This is a genomic window from Clostridium sp. DSM 17811 (assembly GCF_018861905.1).
Classification (GTDB): Bacteria; Bacillota; Clostridia; order Clostridiales; family Clostridiaceae; genus Clostridium_AD; species Clostridium_AD frigoriphilum.
In genome coordinates, this window is sequence record NZ_JAHLDU010000002.1 from 37,933 (window position 1) to 61,806 (window position 23,874).

Below are 23,874 nucleotides of genomic sequence, written 5' to 3' on the forward strand. Positions count from 1 at the left end.
TTTTAAAACCACTTGAAAAAGTTTAGTAAAACGATTACAATAGAGATATAAAATAGAGATATAAATTAAACTCTTGGGGGGATAAATATGTATTTTTTAGGGATTGACTTAGGTACTTCTTCAGTAAAAATTATAATTATGGATGAGAGTGGCAAGGTAGTGAATACTACTACTAAAAATTTTGAAATAAGTTACCCACATATAGGGTGGGCAGAGCAAAATCCAGATGATTGGTGGGAAGGTACAAAAGAAGGTATTAAGGAGATTATTAAGCTAAGTGGTTTAAAATCAGATGAAATAAAAGGAATAGGATTTAGCGGACAAATGCATGGTTTAGTGCTTTTAGATAAAGAGAATAAGGTATTAATGCCTGCAATTTTATGGTGTGATCAAAGAACACAAGAAGAATGTGATTATTTAAATAATGTTATAGGTCAGGATAAACTTTCTAAATATACAGCTAATATGGCATTAACCGGTTTTACTGCACCTAAGGTATTATGGGTTAAAAAACATAAACCAGATATATATAATAAAATATATAAGATGATGTTGCCAAAAGACTACATAAGATTTAAACTTACAGGGTTGTTTGCAACAGATGTGTCTGATGCATCAGGAACTTTAATGTTTGATGTTAAGAATAGAAAATGGTCTAAGGAAATGTTGAATATTTTAGAAATAGATGAAGAAGTTTTACCTAAAGTATTTGAATCCTATAAGGTTACTGGAAGAGTATGTATTGAGGCTGCAAATGTTACTGGCCTTTCTACGGAAACACTAGTGGTTGCAGGTGCTGGAGATCAAGCAGCAGGTGCTGTTGGAACAGGGACCGTTGATAGTGGTGTAGTTTCTGTAGCTCTTGGTACTTCTGGTGTGGTATTTGCTTGTGACAAAAAGTTTTCAGTAGATAGTAAGAATAGATTGCATTCATTTTGTCATGCAAATGGTAGATATCATCAAATGGGAGTTATGCTTTCAGCAGCATCATGTTTGCAGTGGTGGAATGATAATATAAATTTAGATACAATGGAGAATTCTTTTGAAGTCTTACTTGCAGAAGCTGAAAATTCAGTTGCAGGTTCTAAAGGCTTAATTTATCTACCATATCTTATGGGAGAGAGGACGCCTTATAGTGATCCTGATGCAAAAGGGGCATTCATAGGTTTAAATATAACTCATACCAGAGGTGATATGACACGTTCTATTCTTGAAGGAGTATGTTTTGGTCTTCGGGATTCTTTAGAAATTTTAAAGAGTATGGGCGTAGAAGTAAAAGAAGTAAGAGTAAGCGGTGGTGGTTCAAAAAGTACGCTTTGGAAGCAAATATTAGCAAGTGTATTTAATTTAAAAGTTAGTTCAATAAATTCTAAGGAAGGGCCTGCATATGGAGCAGCAATTTTGGCTGCAGTAGGTTGTGGACTTTATGATAACGTTGATGATGCTTGTAATTCATTAATCAAGATAACAGATACTATAATGCCAATAGAAAAAGATGTTGATAAATATGATAAGACATATAAGGTTTATGCTTCACTTTATGGCTGCTTAAAAGATAAATTTAAAGAACTAAGCGAGTTAGATTCTAAGGAAGACTAGTTAGGATGGGTGATTTTTTGAAAAAGTTTAAGATTTTAGATCAAGAAACTATTAAACAAATAAACAAGAAAAATATAATACATCTTTTATATAAAAAAAGTCAGATTACAAAACAAGAAATAGCAAAAGAACTTCATATAAGCATCCCAACAGTAATTAGTAATGTAAATGAACTTATAGAAGAAGGATACTTGGATGAGGCAGGAGTAGCTGAATCTACAGGGGGAAGAAAGCCGATTATTGTAAGATTTTTACCGAATGCTAGATACTCATTTGGAGTTTGTATAACTCCTAGTAAAATAAGAATCGCATTAATTAACCTTAATCTCCAGATAATTAAAGAAGAAGAATTTAAATTATCAGAAGACATTGAAAGTATAGATATAATAATGGATAAAATTAAAGAATGTGTGGATGAATTAGTTAATAGTTTTAATATACCGAAGGATAAGATAATTGGTGTAGGTTTTTCGCTTCCGGGTACTGTGAATGAAGAGGAACTACTTTTGGTAAATGCACCAAATCTAAAATTAAATAATATAGATTTTAAAAAATATGAAAAACTATATGATTATAAATTTTTTATAGAGAATGAAGCAAATGCAGCAGCTTATGCTGAAACATTTTTGAATCCTGATAAAGTTATAAAAAATTTAGTTTTTGTATCTATAACAGAGGGAATAGGTGCAGGAGTAATGATAAATGATAATCTTTACAAGGGAAATAATAAGCGTGCTGGTGAGTTTGGTCATATGACTATAGTAAAAGATGGAAAACAATGTAATTGTGGCAAAAAAGGATGCTTTGAACTATATGCTTCTGAAAAAGTATTAATAAACAAGTATAACGAGGAATTTAATGTAGAGGATAAAAATTTAAAAGAATTTTTTAGACTCACTAAAACGGATGAAAAAGCAAAAGAAATTCTTTATAGTTATATCGATTATCTTGCAGAGGGAATTAAAAATATCATTTTAATAACGGACCCTGAGGAAATTATAATAGGAGGGAAAATTGCCTACTATGAAGAGTATTTTAAAGAACTTTTAATGGAAAAGGTTTTTGAAGAAAACAGTTTTTACACTAAAGGAGAATGCCGATTATCATTTTCAAAATTAAAAGAAAACGCATCTATATTGGGTGCTTCGTTAATGACTATGCAAGAAATATTTTTTACGAGTAAAAAAATAATATAAATACTACACTTATGTAACTTTATATTCTGTATAACAATTATATGGTATATAATAAAATAAATTGTTTTATACAAACAAATATGAAAAGTTATTTGATGGACATATAATATCTAAGAAGGGAAGAGTGGGTTATGAGTATAAAAAGAAATTTTGGAATAATAGATGGAAAGGAAGTATATCTTTTCACTATAAAAAACTCCAAGGGTATGGTTGCGCAGGTTAGTAATTATGGAGGAACATTGGTATCATTAAATGTTAAAGGAAGTAATGGCAAGTTTGATGATGTAGTTTTAGGCTACGATACATTAGAAGAGTATAGAAAGTACAACTATTTCTTTGGAGCAACAATTGGGAGAGTTGCTAATAGAATAGGAACTGCAAGTTTTGAAATCAATGGAACTAAGTATAATGTAGCTAAAAATGAAGGCGAAAATCATATACATGGTGGAATAGTTGGCTTTGATAAAAAAGTGTGGGAAGAAAAACTCGGATCAAAAGATACGAGTGATAGTATAGAATTATCTTACCTTAGCGTTGACGGCGAGGAAGGATATCCAGGAAATCTTAATGTATCTGTTAAGTTTACGGTTTCTGAAGATAATGAATTAAAAATAGAGTATAATGCTATCTCTGATAAAGATACGATAGTAAATCTTACTAATCATTCTTATTTTAATCTATCAGGTCAGGGCTCAGGCGATATTTTAAAACATAAGGTTATGATTAATGCTGATAAATTTACAAAAAATAATAAAAATGCTATACCTACGGGCGAAATAGCCGATGTAAAGGATACTCCAATGGATTTTAGAGAGTTAACATATGTGGGGGAGAATATATCAAGCAGTTATGAACAAATTGTGTTTGGTAATGGTTATGATCATAACTATATAATTAATACTACTGGTAAAAAACTTGAAAAGGCAGCCGAAGTTTATGATGAAAAAAGTGGGCGTGTTATGGAAGTTTATACAACTAAACCAGGAGTACAGTTTTATACAGCAAACTTTCTTACAGGAGTAGAGCTAGGAAAAGGTGGCGCAACATATAATAAAAGAGATGCTTTATGCCTTGAAACACAATATTTTCCTAATGCTATTAATACTAAGAATTTTGATTCACCAATACTTAAAGCAAAACAAAATTATAATCATAAAACAATATACAAATTTTCAGTAAGGTAAGAGTATTTTTTATTGAAAGTGAATTTCACCCTATATGAAAGGGTGAAATTCACTTTTTACTTTTTTGTATAAATTCCAATGTAATGTAGCATTTCTATAATTTGTATGATATGCTTTACATGTAAAATTCAAGATAAATTAAATAAATATCTATTATAAATGAAAGCTTTAACATGATATATACGGAATATAGAAAGGAAGTGAGTATTTAGTGTGTTTGTATACTTATAATACAATGCTCACTAAATCTAAAAAATGGATAATGAATTTCCAAATGCTGAGAAGATATTGGGCTGTTTATTAGAAAATTTGGAGGAAGGAATTCATGTAATAGATTGTGAAGGCAGAACTATATATTACAATAGTGTTATGGGAAAAGTAGAAGGTGTAGAACCTATAGAGGTAATAGGTAAAAAGGTTAATGAGTATCTAGAGGATGTAAAAGAGGATGAGTCTACACTTATGAACGTATTAAAGTCTGGTGAAAAAATAGTAGATTTAATACAACATTATGGTAATGGATATAAGAAAAAAGTGACTACCATAAATACTACTATTCCAGTAACTTTAGAAAATAAGGTTATAGCAGTGATTGAAATAGCTAAAGATATGACTCAGTTAAAAGAGTTAACGGAAAACATTTGTAAATTACAAAATTTAGATAAAAATATGGATAGACATTATACTTTTAGTGATATTTATAGTGATAATTCTGTTATGAAAAGTATTATAGAAAAGGCTAAAAAGGCTAGTATGTCAAGTTCATCTGTACTATTATATGCTGAAACTGGTTCAGGAAAAGAAGTTTTTTCTCAAAGTATTCATTATTGTGGTTTAAGGAAAGATAAGCCGTTTATTCCTATAAATTGTGCAGCTATTCCTGCCCTATTGTTAGAAGGAATGCTTTTTGGTACGGAAAAGGGAAGTTTTACAGGAGCTGAGAATAAAAAAGGATTGTTTGAAGAAGCAAATCATGGAACCATTTTGTTAGATGAAGTTAATTCGCTAGAACCGTATCTTCAATCTAAACTTCTAAGAGTACTTCAAGACGGTTATATAAGGCCTATTGGAAGCACTAAAAGTATATACATTGATGTAAGAATAATAGCCACGTTAAATGAAGAACCACAAAAACTTATAGAAAGTGGTAAATTAAGAAAGGATTTTTATTATAGGTTAAGTGTGCTGAGAATAGATATTCCTCCGTTAAGAGAAAGAAAAGATGATATTATTTTATTTGTAGAAAAATTAATTGAAAAATATAATAAAATCTTAGGTAAAAATATAAAAGGTATAGATGATAATATGCTGAGAAAACTTAAAGAATATAGTTGGCCAGGAAATATTCGTGAATTAACAAATGTTATTGAAGCTGCAATGAATATGGCAGACAATAATTCGATTTTAACAGAAAATTATTTTGATTCTAGAGTTGTATATGAAAGTAACCAAAATCCTTGCGATGTTTTATCAAATTTAGATGGAAAATTTAATTTAGAATGTTATATGAGTAACATTGAAAAAGAAATAATAGAAAAAATATTAAAAAGGAATAATTATAATGTTAGTAAAGCAGCTAGAGAACTTAGTATTTCAAGACAAAATCTTCAATATAAAATAAAGATACATAAAATAATATAAGCTTATTAAAATAAGCAAGATTATTTGCTATACATGCAAAACATTTTGCATGTATAGTTAACTTTAGAAGACACTGAATCTACTGGGAATTATTAGTTGAAACTTTTTATTATAATAAAACATGCAGAATATTTTGCAAATAAAAAACACACGTATTTAAGCAATGGCTTAAATACGTGTGTTTCTATTTGGCATGATAATTGCTACTATTAAAATAAGTATATTAATAAAATACTTTAATAATAATTTTGATTTTGGGAGGTAAAATTATGATTAAGAAAGGCACCTGGGTTGAAGTAGAAGAGATCGTTTTAACACCAAAAGATAGAGCTAATAACATTCCAGATGAGACAAAGAAAACTCCTCTTAAATGCTGGATACGGGGAAAGTGTCTCAGTGATTGTGAATTAGGAAATGAGGTAGATGTTGAAAGTAATGTAGGTAGAATCGCTAGAGGAATAGTCGTTCAAATAGAACCAGGATATTACCACACATATGGTAAGTATGTTGAAGAAATAAGTAATATAGGAAAACAAGCCAGAGCGATGATATCTCAGTAAAATAATGAATTTAAATCTATTTTAATAGGAGGTTATACATTGTGAATAAATATGAAAAGCTTATGTCTAGAAAGAATGATATAATTCTAAAATCTATAGGGATAGATTATAGTAAATATGAAACTGGCAAGATTTCATTTGATTATGAAGCTTTGATGAGTGATGTTGAATATTCGTTTGAAGAAGTTAAAAGAATTCAAAACGAGGTGGGAGTAGGAAATACTCCACTTCTAGAATTAAGAAATATAACAAAACTTGCAAGAAAGGTATCAACGACTGGACATGCGGCTAGAATATTTGTAAAAGATGAAAGTGCTAACCCATCCGGAAGTTTTAAAGATAGAAGAGCGTGTGTATCTGTATTTGATGCAATGAAGAGAGGATACACTGGCGTTGGAGCAGCTACTTCAGGTAATTATGGAGCTGCAGTTGCATCACAAGCAAATATAAGAGGTCTTAAATGCATAATAGCAAACGAATGTTATGATTCAAGAAAAGTAGGGCAACCGGAGATATTAGAAAAAGGAAGAAAATGTGAAGGATTTGGAGCAGAAGTTGTTAGACTTTCTGTAGGTCCTGAATTATTTTATACTTACCTAAAAATACTTGAAGATACAGGTTATTATAATGCTTCATTATATTCATCTTATGGAGTAGCCGGAATTGAAACATTAGGATATGAGATAGCTGAGCAGTGCAGAGAAAAATTAGGGAAAGAGCCGGATGCTGTTATTATAACTCATGCAGGTGGTGGCAATGTTACTGGTACGGCAAGAGGGCTTATTAGAGCTGGTTCTACAAAGACAAAGATAATAGGAGCATCAGTTGATCTTTCAGGTCTTCATATGGCATCTGATATAGACTTCAACAAGAAATCGTTTACTACAGGGCATACAGGATTTGGGATTCCATTTATGACGAATCCTGATAGGTCAGATGTACCTAGAAGTGCGGCTAGACCTTTAAGATATTTAGATAGATATGTAACAACTACTCAAGGCGATGTATTTTGGATGACTGAAATATTAGCACAGCTAGAAGGACTCGAGCGAGGACCAGCAGGAAATGTATCTTTAGTAGCGGCATTTGCAATTGCTCAGGAATATGATGATGATGCTATCATAGTTGTTCAAGAAACTGAATATACGGGAGCTGGGAAACATTTATTACCTCAACTTAATTTTGCTAAAGAAAATGGAATTAAAGTTTATGTTGGTGATCCAAAGGAGCAAATACCAGGTGAGAATATAGTAATTCCGTCTCATCCATCAAAGGTGAAAGTCACCGATATCGATATGGAAGGGTTAAAAAATTCATATATGAAAAATGTAATTAAGAAATTAGGTGAGAATAAAGCACAGCAGGTTGATATTGAATATTTATCATTGGAAACAAAGTTGCCCAAAGAAAAAATTGTAGAAATATTAAAACAATATAACGTTGAAATATGTTAGGAAGGGGGTATTTAATTTATGAAAAGAGAAGATGATTTTGAAATAAGAAGAGAACATTTAAAAAATTTAACAAATGATCAATTGTATGACAGATTTTGGAGGCTTACGAATCAAGTAGTAAAACCTATGGTTGATTTAGCATATACTCATACGTCGCCAGCTATTGAACGTTCTGTAGTACTTAGAATGGGTTTTTCTAGTTTACAAGCTCAGCCCATAATATCTTATGGAATTAAATGGAATTTACTTGGTAAGGGTATAGGTAACGTGATTTTAACCTATGCAAAGCTTAAAAATATAGATTATATTAAAGCAGGAGTGGAACTTTCTAAAGGAATAGGCTGGGACGTCGTATCTGAAAAAATGAAAGGAAGTGACAACTAATGCAAGAAAAGCTAGAGGAAAATACAAAACTTAATGTTGAAGAAATATTAAAGGATCTAGATAAGTATGAGCCCAAATGGAGAGGATGGCATTGGAGAGAAAAAAATGAAACTGGAAAAGTTGGTGAATTCACATATCATGAAATATCAGCACCTTTAAAGAAGAGTCAACCTCTTCCAGCAGCAAGGAGTTTTGGAAATATAGATCCACAACCAAGAGCAACTATTACCACAGAAATTGCTTCAGGTAGATTTGAAGATGATATAAGAAGAATGAGAATGGCTGCATGGCACGGTGCGGATCATTTAATGGTTATTAGGACGATGGGACAAAGTCATTTTGATGGGTTACTCGAAGGAAGCCCTGAAGGATTTGGTGGGGTACCGATAACTAGAAAAGAAATTAGGGCAACAAGAAAAGCTATAGATTTAATAGAAGAAGAAGTGGGTAGAAAGATTAATTTTCATTCCTATGTATCTGGCGTTGCAGGTCCAGATGTAGCAGTTATGTTTGCAGAAGAAGGCGTTAATGGAGCTCATCAAGATCCACAATACAATGTTCTTTATAGAAATATTAATATGGTTAGATCTTTTGTTGATGCTGCAGTTGCAAAAGGCATCATGGCACATGCTGGAATGCTTCAAATAGATGGTGCGCATAATGCAAATGCAACAGCTATGAAGGGTTATAAGGTAATGCCAGAACTTATGGTACAACATGCAATAAATTCTTGTTTTTCGCAGCTTGTTGGAATGAAACCAGAAAATATTTCTTTATCAACAGTACCTCCAACATCAGCACCAGCACCTTGTATGAGATATGATTTACCATATGCAGTTGCACTAAGGGAGTTTTTCAAAAAATATAAAATGAGAGCTCAAATGAATACTAAATATATAGAATCTTGTGAAAGAGAAGCTACAGTAGGACATACTTTGAATCTTTTAATATCTGAGTTAACATCAGCAGATATTCAAAGTACAATAACTCCTGATGAAGGACGTAATGTTCCTTGGCATTATAATAATATTCATGCTATTAACACAGCTAAACAAGCATTTATAGGTATGGATGGATTAATGGACATGATAGAGCTTAAGAAAACAGGATATTTACCAGAAAAGGCAAGAGAAATTCAAGAAAGAGCTGTTTTATTCTTTGAGGAAATATTAGAGGTTGGTGGATACTTTAAAGCTGTAGATTCTGGATTTTTTATTGACTCAGGTCAATACCCAGAAAGAAATGATGATGGTATTGCAAGAAAGATTTTAGGTGGAGATGCAGTTGGGACAATAGTTAAGAGAGAATCAGATTATTTTGCACCAGTTTGTGGTCATTTTGGATACAATAATGTTCCAAAAGAGTATAAAAAACCTTGTGATGCTATTGATGAATGTACATTGTGTAATCATTCCAAAATTATATATATTGATGAACTAGATGATAATGATAATGTATTTAAGAGAATGGAAAAAGTTAAAGAAGATGGTACTATAATTCCTGAAGTTCAATGGGCAAAAGATGGGTATGTAAAGATCACTTTATGTATACCGGAAAATGAACAGATTAGTGAGGCGGCAGCCCTTGAAATGGGCAAGAGAATGAACTTGAAAAATGTAGAAATTGTTCATAAACAAGTATTACAAAAGGCTGAAGGAACTCTAGTTGAAATAAAAGGAGTATGTGATTTTACACCTATAAAACGTGATGAGTTAGTTCTTCCAAAGAGAAGAAAATCACTATCAGATCAACAAATGAAAGATTATGTAAAGCAGCATCCAATAAAGGTTGTTGCAGCAACTGTTGGGGAAGATGAACATTCAGTTGGAGTTCGTGAAGTTATTGATATTAAACATGGTGGAGTTGAAAAATTTGGTATAGAAGCAATTTTCCTTGGAACTTCATGCCCAATAGAAAAACTTGTAGATGCAGCTATAGAGTCAAAAGCTCAGGCAATACTCTGTAGTACAATAATTAGTCATAATGATGTTCATACAAAGAACATGAAAAAACTTAGTGATCTTTGTATAGAAAAGGGAGTAAGAGATAAGATTATACTTGTTTCAGGTGGCACACAAGTAACAGATGAAATAGCTAAAGCAAACGGAATGGATGTTGGTTTTGGACGTGGATCAAACGGCACCTCTGTTGCATCATTCATAATTAAAAGGTTAATGGGTCTTCCTGATAATGAAGAAGAGGAAGAATAAAAGGAGTGTGATTGCTTGTGAAGGTAGATTATCTTGTTGCTGAAATAGGTAGTACCACGACTTTGGTTACAGCATTTAACGTATGTTATGATGAGGCAGGACAGGTTTTTGTAGATATACCTTTTCAAGGTAACAGCTGTACTACAGTAACAGACGGTGATGTAACTATAGGATTAAAGAATGCAGTTAAAGATATTGAAAATCAAATACATGAACCAATCACGTGGGAAAAGATGCTAGCAACATCTAGTGCGGCAGGTGGGCTTAGGATAACTGTTCATGGTCTTATGGAGCACATGACTGTTAAGGCTGCAAGGGAAGCAGCTCTTGGCGCTGGTGGCATAATAAAAATGGTTACTGCTGGGAAAATGAGAAGGAGTGATTTAAAGAGGATACATGATATAAATCCTAATATGATAATGATTGCTGGAGGCACGGATTATGGTGAGAGGGAAACAGCTCTTTATAATGCAGAACTTATAAGTGCCGAAAAATTTAGTATTCCTATTGTTTACTGTGGAAACAGCGAAAATAGAGAAGAAATAAAAGAAATATTTGAAGGACAAGAAATTTATCTAATAGATAATGTTTACCCAAGTGTAGATATTTTAAATGTGGAGCCTGCAAGAAAAATAATACAAGAAGCCTTTGAAAAAAACATTGTAAAAGCACCTGGAATGAGTAAAATAAAAGAAATGGTAAATGGAAGCATAATGCCAACACCAGGAGCAGTTATGGAAAGTTCAAAACTTTTGTATGACATAATAGGAGACTTAGTAGTTCTTGATGTAGGGGGTGCTACTACCGATGTGCATTCTGTTACAGAGGGAAGTAGCGTAGTTTTAGATATGTTAATAAATCCTGAACCAAAGGCTAAAAGAACTGTAGAAGGAGATCTTGGAGTTTTTATTAACAGTAAAAATGTAATCGATTTACTTGATGATAGGGACTTAGGTGAATTTAGCACTGAATATATAAAAGAGCATATAAAACCTATACCAAAAGATAAGGAGGATGTATTTGCAAGTAGATTGCTAACAAAGAAAGCTATAGCTGTTGCAATAGATAGGCATGTAGGATTTATAAAAAGAAAATATGATGGTGACAGTGGGTTTGTAGCCTATGGTAAGGATTTATCTGAGGTTAAATATATAATAGGTACCGGTGGTGCACTTACAAGGCTTCCAAAGGGAGAAGATTTGCTTTTGAAAATAAGGTACTTAAAGGATGAAGTTACAATGTTACCTAAAAAAGGTGCTGAAGTACTAATTGACAAAAACTATATTATGGCCTGCGCAGGAGTTTTAAGTAGAGAAAACAAAGAAGTAGCGAAAGCCCTATTAATTCAAAGTCTAGGGATAACAAAGGATATGGAAATTAATGAAGAGAGATTTGAGTCAAATTTAAACAAATAATATATCTTTGGATTGTTAGTTATTATTATTTGTAAAAGTTTAAAATAAGGAGAGTATCTATATGGGAAAAAAATATCCTTGTATGGAAGTGGATCTTAAAAAATTGACTCACAATGTAAAAACAATACTAGCGATGTGTAATAAAAAGCATATAGAGGTTGCCGCGGTTACTAAGGTATATTGTGCTAAAAAGCCTATTGTAGAAGCTATACTTGAAGCTGGAGTAGCTATGGTTGGAGATTCTAGAATATTAAATTTAAAAAAATTAAAGGATTTGAATTGTAAAAAAATGCTACTTAGAATTCCAATGATAAGCGAAGTTTATGATGTTGTGAGGTATAGTGATTGTAGCTTGAATTCGGAAATAGACACAATAGAGCAGTTAGCAAAAGCTGCAAAGAAATTAAATAAGATCCATAATATTATATTAATGGTGGATTTGGGAGACTTAAGAGAAGGGGTATTAATTAACGATGTAGTTTCCAGTGTCAGTAAAATAGTAAAATTAGATAATATTAAGCTAATAGGCATTGGAACCAATGTTACTTGTTACGGTGGAGTAATTCCGGATAGTGAAAACTTAGGCAAGCTTACAAAGTTAAAAATTGAGATAGAAAAAACATTTGATTTAAAATTACCTGTAATCTCAGGAGGAAATTCTAGTAGTTTATATATGGTGATTAATGATACAATGCCAAAAGAAATTAATCAGCTTCGAATTGGAGAAGCAATAGTTCTTGGTCGAGAAACTTCTTTTGGAAAACCAGTGCCTAATTGCTATGATGATGCTTTTATACTCAGCGGTGAAATAGTTGAAATAAAGAGCAAACCAACGTTGCCAACAGGTACTATAGGAATGGATGCGTTTGGACATATTCCTTCTTTTGAAGATAAAGGAATAAGAAAAAGAGCCATTATAGCATTAGGAAGACAAGATATAAGGGTAGAGGGGATAACTCCTTTGGACAATGACATAAGTATTTTTGGTGCAAGTAGTGATCATCTGATTTTAGATGTTACTGATAGTAAAAAACAATTAATAGTGGGAAGTATAGTGGAGTTTAAAATAGATTATGGATGTTTACTTAAGGCAATGACATCCCCTTATGTCGAAAAGTATTATAATAATTAAAAATTAGTTTGCATTATATGAAATTAAATATTAAAATTTTAAGGAGGAACATATTATGAAAAATAAAATAAGAGTTGTTGTTTGGGGATTAGGTTCAATGGGAAGCGGTATTGCTAAAATGGTACTCAGCAAAAAAGGATTTACTATCGTTGGAGCTATTGATATGGATCCCAATAAGGTTGGCAAAAAACTTTATGAAGTGTTAGGTGTAAAAGCAAATGAAGATAATTCTTGCACTGTTACTAGAAATTCTATGGATGTTATAAAGAAGAGTTTTGCAGATGTTTGTCTTATTGCAACAGCTTCCTTTACAAAAGTTGTATTTCCATTAATAAAAATGGCAGCAGAAGCTGGCATGGATATCGTAACAACAGCTGAAGAGATGTCATACCCAAGAGCAATGGATCCAAAATTATCAGATGATATGGATAGAATAGCTAAAGAAAATAAGATCTCAATATTAGGAACTGGAGTAAATCCTGGATTTATAATGGATTTAGTTGCTATAATGCTTACAGGAGTTTCTGATACGGTTGATAGCATAAAGGCTACTAGAGTAAATGATTTAGCTTGTTTTGGTAAAGCAGTTATGGTTGAGCAAGGTATAGGATTAAAACCAGAAGAATTTATACAAGGAGTTAAAGACAATACAGTAGATGGACACGTTGGATTCTTGCAATCTTTTGGAATGTTTGAAGAAGCGTTTAATATCAAGTTCAATAATATTAGACAAGAAAAATCACCAATTGTTACAACTGTACCACGCAGCACGGATATTGTTTCGGTGGAAGCTGGAGAAGTTGCTGGATGTAGCCAATTGGGATATGCAAGTTTAGGAGATAAAGTATTTGCTACAATGGAGCATCCTCAACAGATAAGACCAGAACTTGAGAACGTTGATACTGGAGATTATATTACAATTAAGGGAGTTCCAAACTTGAATCTCCAAATAAAACCAGAGATACCAGGAGGCATTGCTACAATTGCTATATGTGTTAATATGATTCCACTTGTAATGAATTCAGAGCCAGGACTAAAAACAATGCTTGATTTACCAGTTCCAAGAGCTATAATAGGTGATGTAAGAGATTTAGTAAAATAAAGTAGAATAAACGAACATTAAGGGGGAGTTTTTTATAATGGAAGAAGATAATAAAAAATTAGGTCTTGGGCTACTTGTAGCTTTAGGCATTGGTACTATGATTGCATCAGGTATTTTCAATAGCCCAACGGACCTAATATCAACAACAAATCCAATGGCAGTCCTTATTTCATGGGGTATTGGAGTTTTCGGCGTAGTTATGCTAGGGTTGGTATTTTACTTGCTTTCAAATAAAAAACCGGAATTAAAGGGAGGAATTTATTCATATGCAAAAGAAGGATATGGTGACTTTGTAGGGTTTAATTCAGCTTGGGGTTACTTTACAAGTTCTTTCCTTGGGAATATTGCATTTGTTATTTTAATTTTTAAGACTATCAATAGTTTAATAGGAGAAGGATATTCAATGCCTCCTATTTTATCATTCATATTTGCATCTATCCTTTTGTGGTCATACTATTTTGTAATAAGGAGGGGTATAAGGCAAGCTGGTATCCTGAATTTAGTAGTTACAATTGGAAAAGTAATACCACTAATCTTAGTAATTATATTTGGTTTTTCAGCTTTTAAGCTAGGTATATTTAATGTTGATAATTGGCAGACTGTTTTAGCATCAAGTGGAGACAGTGTTAATTTAGGAAAACAGATAAGTGGAGCAATGGGGACAATTTTATGGTGTTTTGTGGGTGTTGAAGGTCTAGTAGTCTTATCACAAAGAGCAGAATCACAAATACTAGTTGGTAAAGGAACAATAATTTCACTTGCTATAACGGCAACACTTTATGTATCAATATCTATATTATCAATGGGTATTCTGCCAGCTAAAGCTTTAGTTGCAGCACAAACGCCATTAGCAGCTGTTTTAGCACAAACAGCTTTAGGAAGCGCGGGGGCTATGATAGTTAAAGTTGGAATTTTAATTTCACTTATAGGAGCACTCCTTTGCTGGCTTTTGTTAACCACAGAAATATTGTATGTTCCAGCGAAGCAAGATGGGCTAATGCCTAAATGGTTTAAAAAGAATAATAGTAAAAATGTACCTACAAATGCTCTTTTATTTTCAATGCTTGCAACACAAATAGGTCTTTTAGCTATGTTATCACCAGCACTACAAAAGGCTTACTATGTAGCAACTCATATGTGTACAACTAATATATTAATACCATACTTATTATCATCTATGTTTGCATATAAAGTATATAATAAAGAAGGCGGACATATTAAAGAAAAAATTATATCAATAATTGCAGGTATTTATTCAGTTTATGTTATATATGCAGTGGGAATTGGATATTTAGGTTTAGCTGTTGTAATTTATGCAGTAGGTATAGGTTTTTATTTAAAAGCTAAAAAAGAAAAAAATGAAGTTATTACGTCTAAAGAAAAGTTGGCTATGGTCGCTATTATTATAGTGGCGGTTATTATGATAATAGCAGCAGCTATGGGTAAAATTTCTGTGTAGTAACATTTCAGAAGGAAAGTACCCATTTTTATAAGTATAAATAATATGTTATAACAAAAATAAATTCAGAGGGACTCTAAATCTCCTTCTGAATTTATTATTATAGAGTTGTATATGCGGAAATTATATAGGTTATATAATAGATTTTAAATATAGAAGTTTAAGGAGAAAAATGTTGTTTGAGCAAATGTCTAATAAAATGAAGAGAATAAAACCTGTTTTTATTATTGCCATAGGGGTTGCCCTAGCATCCCAAATTAATATTAATTTTTTTCTGCCAGGTTTTATCGTAACTTTATCTATTGTTATATTGCCTGTTTTTCTTTATTTTTATAAACAATTTAATCCTATAGAAATTCTCTTTGCAACTGGTATTATCTCTCCAATTTATAGAGGAATGTTTTTATACTTTGGTACTAATAATTTGCATATAACCATTGGTATTATAGGTGCAGATGTTTTATTTTATTTTTCATATGGCATATTATTTTATTTATTGTATTGGAAAAAAGAAAAAAAAGGTCTTACAGACTTATTTTTTTCAGCATTTTTATGTGACTTTTTTTCAAACATTATAGAAATAAGTATTATGCTTCGTTTTAGAGGATATAGTTATATAATGTTTCAAGATTTAGCAATTATAGCAATTGTAAGGGCTATAATTACAGTATGTATAATATTGTTACTAAAATATTATAAGTCTTTATTAATAAAGGAAGAACATGAAGAAAGATATAGAAAATTAATTTTAATGACTTCAAGCATGAAAAGCGAAATATATTTTATGAACAAAAACAATTCAGATATTGAAGGTGTTATGAAAAAAGCATATCTACTTTACAAAACCATATCGGAACAAAAGTATCCTACTGAACTAAAAAATCTTTCTCTTGATATAGCAAAAGACGTACATGAAATAAAAAAAGATTATATAAGTGTTATAAAAGGGTTAGAAGAAATGGTTGGTAAGAAAACAGATACGACAGAAGCGGATACGGTTAAAATGAATATTAAAGATATTGTAAACATTATTAAAATTGATGTATTGGAATATATAAAAATAAATAAATTCAACGTGTACTTAGAGTTTAAGCTAGAGGATAATTTTAATGTAGTAGAGCATTTTTATATAGTTTGTATATTGCGAAACCTTATTTATAATAGCATTGAAGCGATGGAAGATATAAAAAATGGGCATGTCAAAATTTTAATTAAGAAAAGTGAATATGACTGTATTTTTGTTGTAACAGATAATGGAAAAGGTATAAAAGAAGAAGATATTGAATTTATATTTAATCCAGGATTTTCAACTAAATTTAATACACAGACAGGTGATATTTGTAGGGGTATAGGGCTTGCCCATGTAAAAGGTATTATTAATGATGTTTTTGTGGGTACCATAGAGGTGCAGTCTACATTAGGAAAAGGAACTGAATTTACTATAAAAATAAAAGAAGATAATATGGAAGGGGTATCTGTATGAGATACTATATTGTTGATGATGATATAAGTATAGTGAGAATACTTACAAATATAATAGAAGAGAATAATTTGTTTGAAGTTATAGGTAGCTCAAATGATGGAGAAACAGGGTTTAATCAAATACTTTTATTAAACCCTGACATTGTTCTCGTAGATCTTCTTATGCCAAAAATGGATGGAAATACTCTTGTACGTGAGCTTAAAATTTTAAGAACGGACATTTGTTTTATTATGATATCTCAGGTTTTAGATAGGACACTTGTTGCAGATTCATATAAATCAGGAATAGAATTTTTTATAAAGAAACCTATAAATAAAATTGAAGTACAAAAGGTAACCTCAAAAGTTGCAGAAAAAATAGATATGCAAAGAATGTTATCTAACATTAAAAAGATGCTAAAAGGCTCTTCAAGGCAAGGTAAAGATATAAATGGTAACTTAAAGGAAATAAAACACATTTTAAGTATGATGGGTATGCTTGGTGAAAAAGGAACAACAGACATAATTAAAATATGTACATATCTTATTGAAAATAATAAATCTTTTTTCGAATGTGATTTAGAAAAACTTTTTGCTTGTTTTGGTGATAATCCAGAGGTTGTAAAACAAAGAATTAGAAGAGCTATTAAAGATGGACTGGAGAATATCGCAAACTTAGGAATTGAGGATACAATGAGTGAAACATTTTGTACTTATTCAAATGTCCTGTTTAATTTTTCAAGTGTTAAAGCCGAAATGGATCATATAAAAGGTATAAATAGTATAAGAGGAAAAATATCTATAAATAAATTTTTTGAAGGACTTTTACTTAAATGTGAAATAGACTAGAAAATATAAGAAATAACAATGTTTATTTAACTAGTATATCTGGAGGTGTTATTCGTGATGAGTGTCCTAATGGAAGATTATGAAAAAAAAATAAAAGACACTTTAGAAGAATTAATTTCAATACAAAGTGATACAGGAACGTCCCTTGAGAAAGATATTGAAAAATATCTATATAATTGGTTACAAAAGTTAGATTATTTTAAAAGTAATACAAATAGCTTGGGAAGTTATCCACTTAAGAATGATTCATTAGAACGAGCCGTCGTATGGGGGTTGGTTAAAGGAGTTGGGAGAAAAACAGTTATTCTTCTCAATCATCATGATGTTGTAGATGCTTATGATTATCAAACTCTAAAAACTTATGCTTATCAACCTGCGTTACTTAGAGAAATGCTCAAAAATGTTGAATTAGCAAAAGATGTTGAAGAGGATTTAATAAGCGGAGAATGGATCTTTGCAAGAGGAGCTGCAGACATGAAAGCAGGCATTGCAATTCAGTTGTCAATTATTGAAGCTTTTTCAAAGCAGCAAAATTTTAATGGTAATATTCTCTTTATATCGGTCGCTGATGAGGAATCATTATCGCTGGGAATGAGAAGTAGTGCAGAGCTATTGGAAAAAATCAAGAATAAATTTGATTTGGAATATACTATTTTAATCGATTCAGAGCCACACCAGAAGACGGAAAACAATGAAGGTGTATTTCATACAGGTTCGGTTGGAAAATTAATGCCTGTTGTGTATGTAAGAGGTAAAAAAACTCATATTGGTGACATTTTTCAAGGATTTAATCCGCTCCTTTTATTATCGCAAATTGCAAGTGAAACGGAACTTAATTCGGATTTCTCAGATGTTGTAGAGAATGAAGTATCACCGCCACCTTCCTGGAACTATTTTAGAGATGGGAAAAAATGTTACGATGCGTCTATACCAGATTCTGCAGGTGGATATTTTAGTGTCTTAACCCTTAAGCGAACGCCAAAGATAATACTTGAGCAATTACTTGAAATTTCTAAACAAACATTTGAAAATGTTATATGCAAAATGAATAAAAACTACAGTAATTATCTAAATAAGAAAAATGAAGTCGAACGTAAACTTCCTTGGAAGACAAATGTTAAAACCTTTTCACAAATATATAATGATGCCATTGAACAATCTGGAGAAAAATTTCTCTTAGATTATCATTTAACTATTGATAAATTAAAAATAGATATAAAAAATGACATCATTAGTATGCCTGAGAGTAATATGGCTCTAATCTGCAAAACGTTAGAATATATTACAGATAAAACACCAATGGTGGTTATAGCATTTTCTCCACCTTATTATCCTCATATATCAATTAATGATTTTAAAGAATTAGATAATAATGTATCAGATATTGGCAATGAGGTAGTTCGTATTGCGAGGGAAGTGTGTTATGAAACTTATAGTAAGAGAAATTATTTCATGGGTATTTCTGATATGAGTTATGCAGCCTTGAATGAAAGTGAGAACGTAATACCACATATAGAATTTAATATGCCACTTTGGAAAAACATGTATGATATTCCCTTCGAAACTATAAAACAATTAAATATTCCAAGCATAAATATAGGTCCTTATGGAAAGGATCTGCATAAGTTTACAGAAAGAGTTTTTACGCTTGATGTAATAAGACAAACACCAAGATTAATTGCTGGTGTTATTGAATATGTTTTAAAAAACAATTAAGAAAATATTTAAGATTATAAATAAAAAATATTTATAATCTTAAATATTTTTTTGATGTAAATTGAATGTTTTTGAAAGGATGATTTTATAATAAAAGAATAAGAAAGGGATGAAGGGAGATAAATCAATTTATATTTTTAAACAAAAAAAGAAAACGATTACTTAATCTATTTAGAAACAAGGGCTAGATTTTAAATTTACATGCTTACCAAAGTATTAAATGAAGGGGGAATGTAGAATGGAATCAAATAACAATGAAATAAAAGAGGTACTTAATAAATCTAAAGGACTTGAACGTAGTTTATCAAGTAGACACATTCAAATGTACACACTTGGTTCAACTATAGGTACGGGAATATTTTTAGCCTCAGGTTATGTTATACACAATGCGGGACCTGGGGGCGCGGTGGTTGCATATTTGATTGGCGCATTAATTATGTATCTAATGATGTCATGTCTTGGAGAACTAACAGTGGCAATGCCAGTTTCAGGTAATGTGCAAGCTTATGCAACAGAATTTATTAGCCCAGCAATAGGATTTACGTCTGGTTGGATGAAGTGGATAAGTTGTGCGGTAACAGTTACAGCTCAATTGGTTGCTTCAGCAATTATAATGAAAAACATATTTCCTACTGTAAGTTCACTAGTTTGGATTGTTGCTTTTACTATCTTATTAATTTTACTTAATGTACTTCCAGCTCGTAACTATGGTGAAACAGAATTTTGGTTTGCAAGTGTTAAGATTATCGCTGTAGCTCTCTTTGTTATTGTAGGAATTGGAATTATGACAGGTGTTATTGGAGGGAAATCTATTGGGTTCACGAATTTTGTAAATGATGGAGGAGCATTTCCTAATGGGTTTAAAGCTATTGTTGTATGTATGTTATCTGCTATCTTTGCATTTGGTGGGTCAGACCTTATTGCAACTGCAGCAGGTGAGAGTAAAAACCCTGGAGTTGAAATGCCAAAAGCCATAAAAGGATATGTAATTTCTATAACCCTAATTTATGTGGTATGTGTTATTTTAATTGGGTGTGTTCTTCCTTGGAGAGAAGCAAACCTTGCAGGTAGTCCTTTTGCTTATATGTTTAAAAGCGCTGGGATAAGTTCAGCTGCGCTTTTAGTGAATATAATTGTTGTCACATCAGCACTTTCGTCAGCAAATGGCTTTTTATATGCAAGTACAAGGACATTGTGGTCTCTTGCAAAGCATAAACAAGCACCAAAAATATTAGCAAAACTAAATAAAAATAAAGTTCCAATATACTCACTTGCTATTTCTATTGCGTTTGCATCATTTGCGATTGTTTCCAGTTTTATAGCAGCGGATACAGTTTATCTTTTCTTAATCTCTCTTCTCGCTAGCATTGATATATTCATTTATTCAATAGATTGTATATGTCAAATGAGATTTCGAAAACGTTATATATCAGAAGGGAATAAGGTTGAGGATTTAAAATATAGAACTCCATTTTATCCAGTAACTCCAATTTTAGCGCTTATATTATATGGCATAATCGTAATTGCTATGATATTTGATCCAACAGAAAAAATAGCTGTTATTACAGGGGTTCCAACAATTATAATATTATATGTTTCGTTTAAGTACTTCTCTAAAAAGATAAAAAATACTAATGTTTTTTAATTGGTGAAAAACAAGTTATTACGAAGCAAAAAAATAATTTCTGTATAATACAGAAATTATTTTTTTATTTTAAATTTATTCTCTGATTTTAGGGTTGAATATTATGAATAAACTGTTAACAATACTAAATTTGGCAACGATTTCAATGATTATTATTGGGAAAAATAAGCAAAAGTGCATAAATATAAGCACTAAGATTAATAGTATATAAGGCATATAACTTTAACTTTAGCATTATTATGCAATTATGCGTATAAAAAACCAAAAAAAACTTTTATGTATGTTTATGCTATAATTTTTGTGTTATACATTATAAATTAGAACATTGTGAATATATATACAATCAATCCGTTGTTTGAAATTTGCAAGTAGTAATATATATATAATTATAACGTAAAATGGAGATTAAGACATAAAGGGGATTATAAATAAGAGCTAAACCTAATAGACACTATATATGTAGAAAAATGGTATAATAAGGGGTTTTCTTTATGAAATGAAAGACTTTATAATGAAGACATCAAAAGAAATGATAGGGAGATGAAATATCATGGATTCATTTATAAATGTAACTTCGGAAATAGGAAAACTTAATAAAGTAATGTTACATAGACCAGGTAGAGAAATAGAAAATTTAACACCAGAACTTCTTGAAAGATTGCTTTTTGATGATATTCCTTATTTAGAGGTAGCGAGAAAAGAGCACGATATATTTGCAAAGCTTTTAAAAGAAAACGATGTAGAGGTTCTTTATTTAGAAGAACTTGTTACAGAGGCTTTGGAAGATGATAAAGTAAAAAAAATATTTTTACAGCAGTTTTTACAAGAAAGTCACATTAGTAATAAAGAAATATATAAATCTCTTTATGCTTATTTAATGTCAAAGTCCACAAGAGAAATGATTGATATACTTATGGCTGGAGTTAGAAAAAATGATGTTGATGTTAAAGAAATGCATTCACTAAGAGGATTAATAGGAAACAATTATCCATTCTATTTAGATCCTATGCCTAATCTTTACTTTACTCGCGACCCGGGTGCTTCAATTGGAAATGGTATTACTATAAATACTATGCAAACTGAAGCAAGAAGGCGTGAGACGTTGTTTCTAGAATTTATTCATAAATATCATAAATCTTTTAAAGCACAGGAAGTACCACTTTGGTATGATAGGACGCTTCCTAATAATATAGAAGGTGGGGACGAACTTGTATTATCTGCTACAACTCTTGCAATAGGATGTAGTCAAAGAACTTCACCTGAAGCTATAGAAGTGGTAGCAAGAAATTTGTTTGCAAAACATACTTCTTTTGAAAAAGTATTAGTATTAGAAATTCCATCTAGCAGAGCATTTATGCATCTTGATACTGTATTTACTATGGTTGATTATGATAAATTTACAATACACCCAGAGATAGAAGGACCACTTAATGTTTTTGAAATTACAAAAGGTCTTAATGGGGAAATAAATATTAAACAAGAAAAAGATATATTGCAAAATGTATTAAAATCAGCATTAAAGGTACCTTCAGTTGAATTAATAAGATGCGGTGGTGGTGACTCTATTGTAGCGGCAAGAGAACAATGGAATGATGGATCAAACACTCTAGCTATTGCACCAGGAAAGGTTATAACTTATGAACGAAATTATATTACAAATGAAATTTTAGCAAAACGTGGTATAACAGTTATAACAATGCCAAGTGCTGAATTATCAAGAGGAAGAGGCGGCCCAAGGTGTATGAGTATGCCACTAAATAGAGATAACTTATAATAACAATGATAATATGATAATATACAAATAAAAATTTTAGGAGGAATTATTATGTTTAACTTAAGAAACAGAAACTTTTTAACTTTGATGGACTTTACTCCAAAGGAAATAAACTACTTTTTAGATTTAGCTGCGGATTTAAAAAAAGCTAAGTATGCAGGTACAGAAAAGCAAAACTTAAAAGGTAAAAATATCGCTCTAATATTTGAAAAGAGTTCTACAAGAACAAGATGTGCTTTTGAAGTAGGAGCACTTGACCAAGGAGCACATGTAACTTACCTTGGACCTACAGGGACTCAAATTGGTAAGAAAGAATCTGTAGCAGATACAGCAAGAGTTCTTGGAAGAATGTATGATGGAATAGAATATAGAGGATATGGTCAAGAAGTTGTTGAGGATTTAGCTAAATACGCAGGAGTACCTGTATGGAACGGTTTAACAACTGAGGATCATCCAACACAAATTCTTGCAGATTTTTTAACTATAAAAGAACACTTTGACAAACCATTAAGCGACATTTCATTTGTATACGCAGGTGACGGAAGAAACAATATGGCAAATGCATTGATGATAGGTGCTGCTAAAATGGGTATGGACTTTAGAATCGTGTCACCTAAGAGCTTATTCCCAGAAACAGCATTAGTTCAAAAATGTAATGAAATTGCGAAAGAAACAGGAGCAAAAATCACTATTACAGACAATGTGGATGCGGGAGTTAAAAATGCAGATGTAATATACACAGATGTATGGGTTTCTATGGGTGAAGCAGATGAAGTTTGGGCATCAAGAATAAAACTATTAAGACCATACCAAGTTAATATGGAAATGCTTAATAAGACAGGCAATAAGAATGTTAAGTTTATGCATTGTCTACCAGCATTCCATGACTTAAAGACTATAGTAGGAAAAGAAATATTTGAAAAATATGGTCTTGAAGGTTTAGAAGTTACGGATGAAGTATTTGAAAGTAAACATTCTATTGTATTTGATGAAGCAGAAAATAGGATGCATACAATAAAAGCTGTTATGGTTGCTACACTTGGAAACTAGCCTAAAATAATTTACAATTATAAACTTTGGGGAGGGTAATATT

Annotated in this window: 18 protein-coding genes; all 18 read left to right on the forward strand. The window is 31.3% G+C overall.

Going from position 1 to position 23,874, the window contains the following annotated elements:
* Positions 1-87 precede the first annotated feature (87 nt).
* A complete protein-coding gene (gene xylB, locus KPL44_RS02815; protein WP_216247192.1) occupies positions 88-1,599 on the forward strand; it encodes a xylulokinase in 1,512 nt (503 codons plus the stop codon).
* Between the two features lie 17 nt (positions 1,600-1,616).
* Positions 1,617-2,795 carry an ROK family transcriptional regulator gene (locus tag KPL44_RS02820; RefSeq protein ID WP_216247194.1) on the forward strand — a complete coding sequence of 393 codons (1,179 nt, stop codon included), beginning with the start codon at positions 1,617-1,619 and terminating at the stop codon, positions 2,793-2,795.
* A gap of 131 nt (positions 2,796-2,926) precedes the next feature.
* Positions 2,927-3,979: an aldose epimerase family protein gene (locus KPL44_RS02825; RefSeq protein WP_216247196.1), complete on the forward strand. Its 1,053-nt coding sequence runs from the start codon at positions 2,927-2,929 to the stop codon at positions 3,977-3,979.
* Positions 3,980-4,234: 255 nt separating this feature from the next.
* On the forward strand, positions 4,235-5,620 hold the full coding sequence (locus KPL44_RS02830) for a sigma-54 interaction domain-containing protein (protein ID WP_216247199.1): 1,386 nt from the start codon (positions 4,235-4,237) through the stop codon (positions 5,618-5,620).
* A gap of 269 nt (positions 5,621-5,889) precedes the next feature.
* Positions 5,890-6,180 (forward strand): 2-amino-4-oxopentanoate thiolase subunit OrtA, encoded by a 291-nt coding sequence (ortA, locus tag KPL44_RS02835; RefSeq protein WP_216247201.1) that lies wholly within the window; start codon positions 5,890-5,892, stop codon positions 6,178-6,180.
* Positions 6,181-6,221: 41 nt separating this feature from the next.
* Complete coding sequence (ortB, locus tag KPL44_RS02840) at positions 6,222-7,634, forward strand: 2-amino-4-oxopentanoate thiolase subunit OrtB (RefSeq protein ID WP_216247203.1); 1,413 nt, start codon at positions 6,222-6,224, stop codon at positions 7,632-7,634.
* Positions 7,635-7,652: 18 nt separating this feature from the next.
* Positions 7,653-8,018 carry an ornithine aminomutase subunit alpha gene (locus KPL44_RS02845; RefSeq protein ID WP_216247205.1) on the forward strand — a complete coding sequence of 122 codons (366 nt, stop codon included), beginning with the start codon at positions 7,653-7,655 and terminating at the stop codon, positions 8,016-8,018.
* Positions 8,018-10,228 (forward strand): D-ornithine 4,5-aminomutase subunit OraE, encoded by a 2,211-nt coding sequence (oraE, locus tag KPL44_RS02850; RefSeq protein ID WP_216247209.1) that lies wholly within the window; start codon positions 8,018-8,020, stop codon positions 10,226-10,228. Before KPL44_RS02845 ends, oraE begins: the two co-directional genes overlap by 1 nt.
* Positions 10,229-10,245: 17 nt before the next feature.
* The gene (locus KPL44_RS02855; protein ID WP_216247211.1) at positions 10,246-11,643 is read left to right on the forward strand and encodes a GlmL-related ornithine degradation protein; all 1,398 of its coding nucleotides are present in this window, start codon (positions 10,246-10,248) and stop codon (positions 11,641-11,643) included.
* 61 nt (positions 11,644-11,704) lie between these two features.
* On the forward strand, positions 11,705-12,775 hold the full coding sequence (gene orr, locus KPL44_RS02860) for an ornithine racemase Orr (protein WP_216247214.1): 1,071 nt from the start codon (positions 11,705-11,707) through the stop codon (positions 12,773-12,775).
* Between the two features lie 55 nt (positions 12,776-12,830).
* Complete coding sequence (gene ord / locus KPL44_RS02865; protein WP_216247216.1) at positions 12,831-13,877, forward strand: 2,4-diaminopentanoate dehydrogenase; 1,047 nt, start codon at positions 12,831-12,833, stop codon at positions 13,875-13,877.
* 37 nt (positions 13,878-13,914) lie between these two features.
* Positions 13,915-15,336 carry an amino acid permease gene (locus KPL44_RS02870; protein WP_216247218.1) on the forward strand — a complete coding sequence of 474 codons (1,422 nt, stop codon included), beginning with the start codon at positions 13,915-13,917 and terminating at the stop codon, positions 15,334-15,336.
* Positions 15,337-15,535: 199 nt separating this feature from the next.
* On the forward strand, positions 15,536-16,819 hold the full coding sequence (locus KPL44_RS02875) for an ATP-binding protein (RefSeq protein WP_216247220.1): 1,284 nt from the start codon (positions 15,536-15,538) through the stop codon (positions 16,817-16,819).
* The gene (locus tag KPL44_RS02880) at positions 16,816-17,646 is read left to right on the forward strand and encodes a DNA-binding domain-containing protein (protein WP_216247222.1); all 831 of its coding nucleotides are present in this window, start codon (positions 16,816-16,818) and stop codon (positions 17,644-17,646) included. Before KPL44_RS02875 ends, KPL44_RS02880 begins: the two co-directional genes overlap by 4 nt.
* 57 nt (positions 17,647-17,703) lie before the next feature.
* Complete coding sequence (locus KPL44_RS02885; protein ID WP_253201621.1) at positions 17,704-19,362, forward strand: M20/M25/M40 family metallo-hydrolase; 1,659 nt, start codon at positions 17,704-17,706, stop codon at positions 19,360-19,362.
* A 238-nt stretch (positions 19,363-19,600) separates the two neighbouring features.
* Positions 19,601-21,007 (forward strand): amino acid permease, encoded by a 1,407-nt coding sequence (locus KPL44_RS02890; protein ID WP_216247230.1) that lies wholly within the window; start codon positions 19,601-19,603, stop codon positions 21,005-21,007.
* Positions 21,008-21,557: 550 nt separating this feature from the next.
* A complete protein-coding gene (gene arcA / locus KPL44_RS02895; RefSeq protein WP_216247231.1) occupies positions 21,558-22,781 on the forward strand; it encodes an arginine deiminase in 1,224 nt (407 codons plus the stop codon).
* 51 nt (positions 22,782-22,832) lie between these two features.
* A complete protein-coding gene (argF, locus tag KPL44_RS02900) occupies positions 22,833-23,831 on the forward strand; it encodes an ornithine carbamoyltransferase (protein WP_253201599.1) in 999 nt (332 codons plus the stop codon).
* The last annotated feature ends 43 nt before the right edge of the window (positions 23,832-23,874 follow it).

What these genes read in the sequence shown, in the direction of transcription:
- ord (WP_216247216.1), top strand. Translation starts at nt 12,831, where the DNA reads ATGAAAAATAAAATAAGAGTTGTTGTTTGGGGATTAGGTTCAATGGGA.
- KPL44_RS02875 (WP_216247220.1), top strand. Translation starts at nt 15,536, where the DNA reads ATGAAGAGAATAAAACCTGTTTTTATTATTGCCATAGGGGTTGCCCTA.
- KPL44_RS02890 (WP_216247230.1), top strand. Translation starts at nt 19,601, where the DNA reads ATGGAATCAAATAACAATGAAATAAAAGAGGTACTTAATAAATCTAAA.
- KPL44_RS02830 (WP_216247199.1), top strand. Translation starts at nt 4,235, where the DNA reads ATGGATAATGAATTTCCAAATGCTGAGAAGATATTGGGCTGTTTATTA.
- KPL44_RS02870 (WP_216247218.1), top strand. Translation starts at nt 13,915, where the DNA reads ATGGAAGAAGATAATAAAAAATTAGGTCTTGGGCTACTTGTAGCTTTA.
- argF (WP_253201599.1), top strand. Translation starts at nt 22,833, where the DNA reads ATGTTTAACTTAAGAAACAGAAACTTTTTAACTTTGATGGACTTTACT.
- ortA (WP_216247201.1), top strand. Translation starts at nt 5,890, where the DNA reads ATGATTAAGAAAGGCACCTGGGTTGAAGTAGAAGAGATCGTTTTAACA.
- oraE (WP_216247209.1), top strand. Translation starts at nt 8,018, where the DNA reads ATGCAAGAAAAGCTAGAGGAAAATACAAAACTTAATGTTGAAGAAATA.
- orr (WP_216247214.1), top strand. Translation starts at nt 11,705, where the DNA reads ATGGGAAAAAAATATCCTTGTATGGAAGTGGATCTTAAAAAATTGACT.
- KPL44_RS02845 (WP_216247205.1), top strand. Translation starts at nt 7,653, where the DNA reads ATGAAAAGAGAAGATGATTTTGAAATAAGAAGAGAACATTTAAAAAAT.
- arcA (WP_216247231.1), top strand. Translation starts at nt 21,558, where the DNA reads ATGGATTCATTTATAAATGTAACTTCGGAAATAGGAAAACTTAATAAA.
- KPL44_RS02880 (WP_216247222.1), top strand. Translation starts at nt 16,816, where the DNA reads ATGAGATACTATATTGTTGATGATGATATAAGTATAGTGAGAATACTT.
- xylB (WP_216247192.1), top strand. Translation starts at nt 88, where the DNA reads ATGTATTTTTTAGGGATTGACTTAGGTACTTCTTCAGTAAAAATTATA.
- KPL44_RS02885 (WP_253201621.1), top strand. Translation starts at nt 17,704, where the DNA reads ATGAGTGTCCTAATGGAAGATTATGAAAAAAAAATAAAAGACACTTTA.
- KPL44_RS02825 (WP_216247196.1), top strand. Translation starts at nt 2,927, where the DNA reads ATGAGTATAAAAAGAAATTTTGGAATAATAGATGGAAAGGAAGTATAT.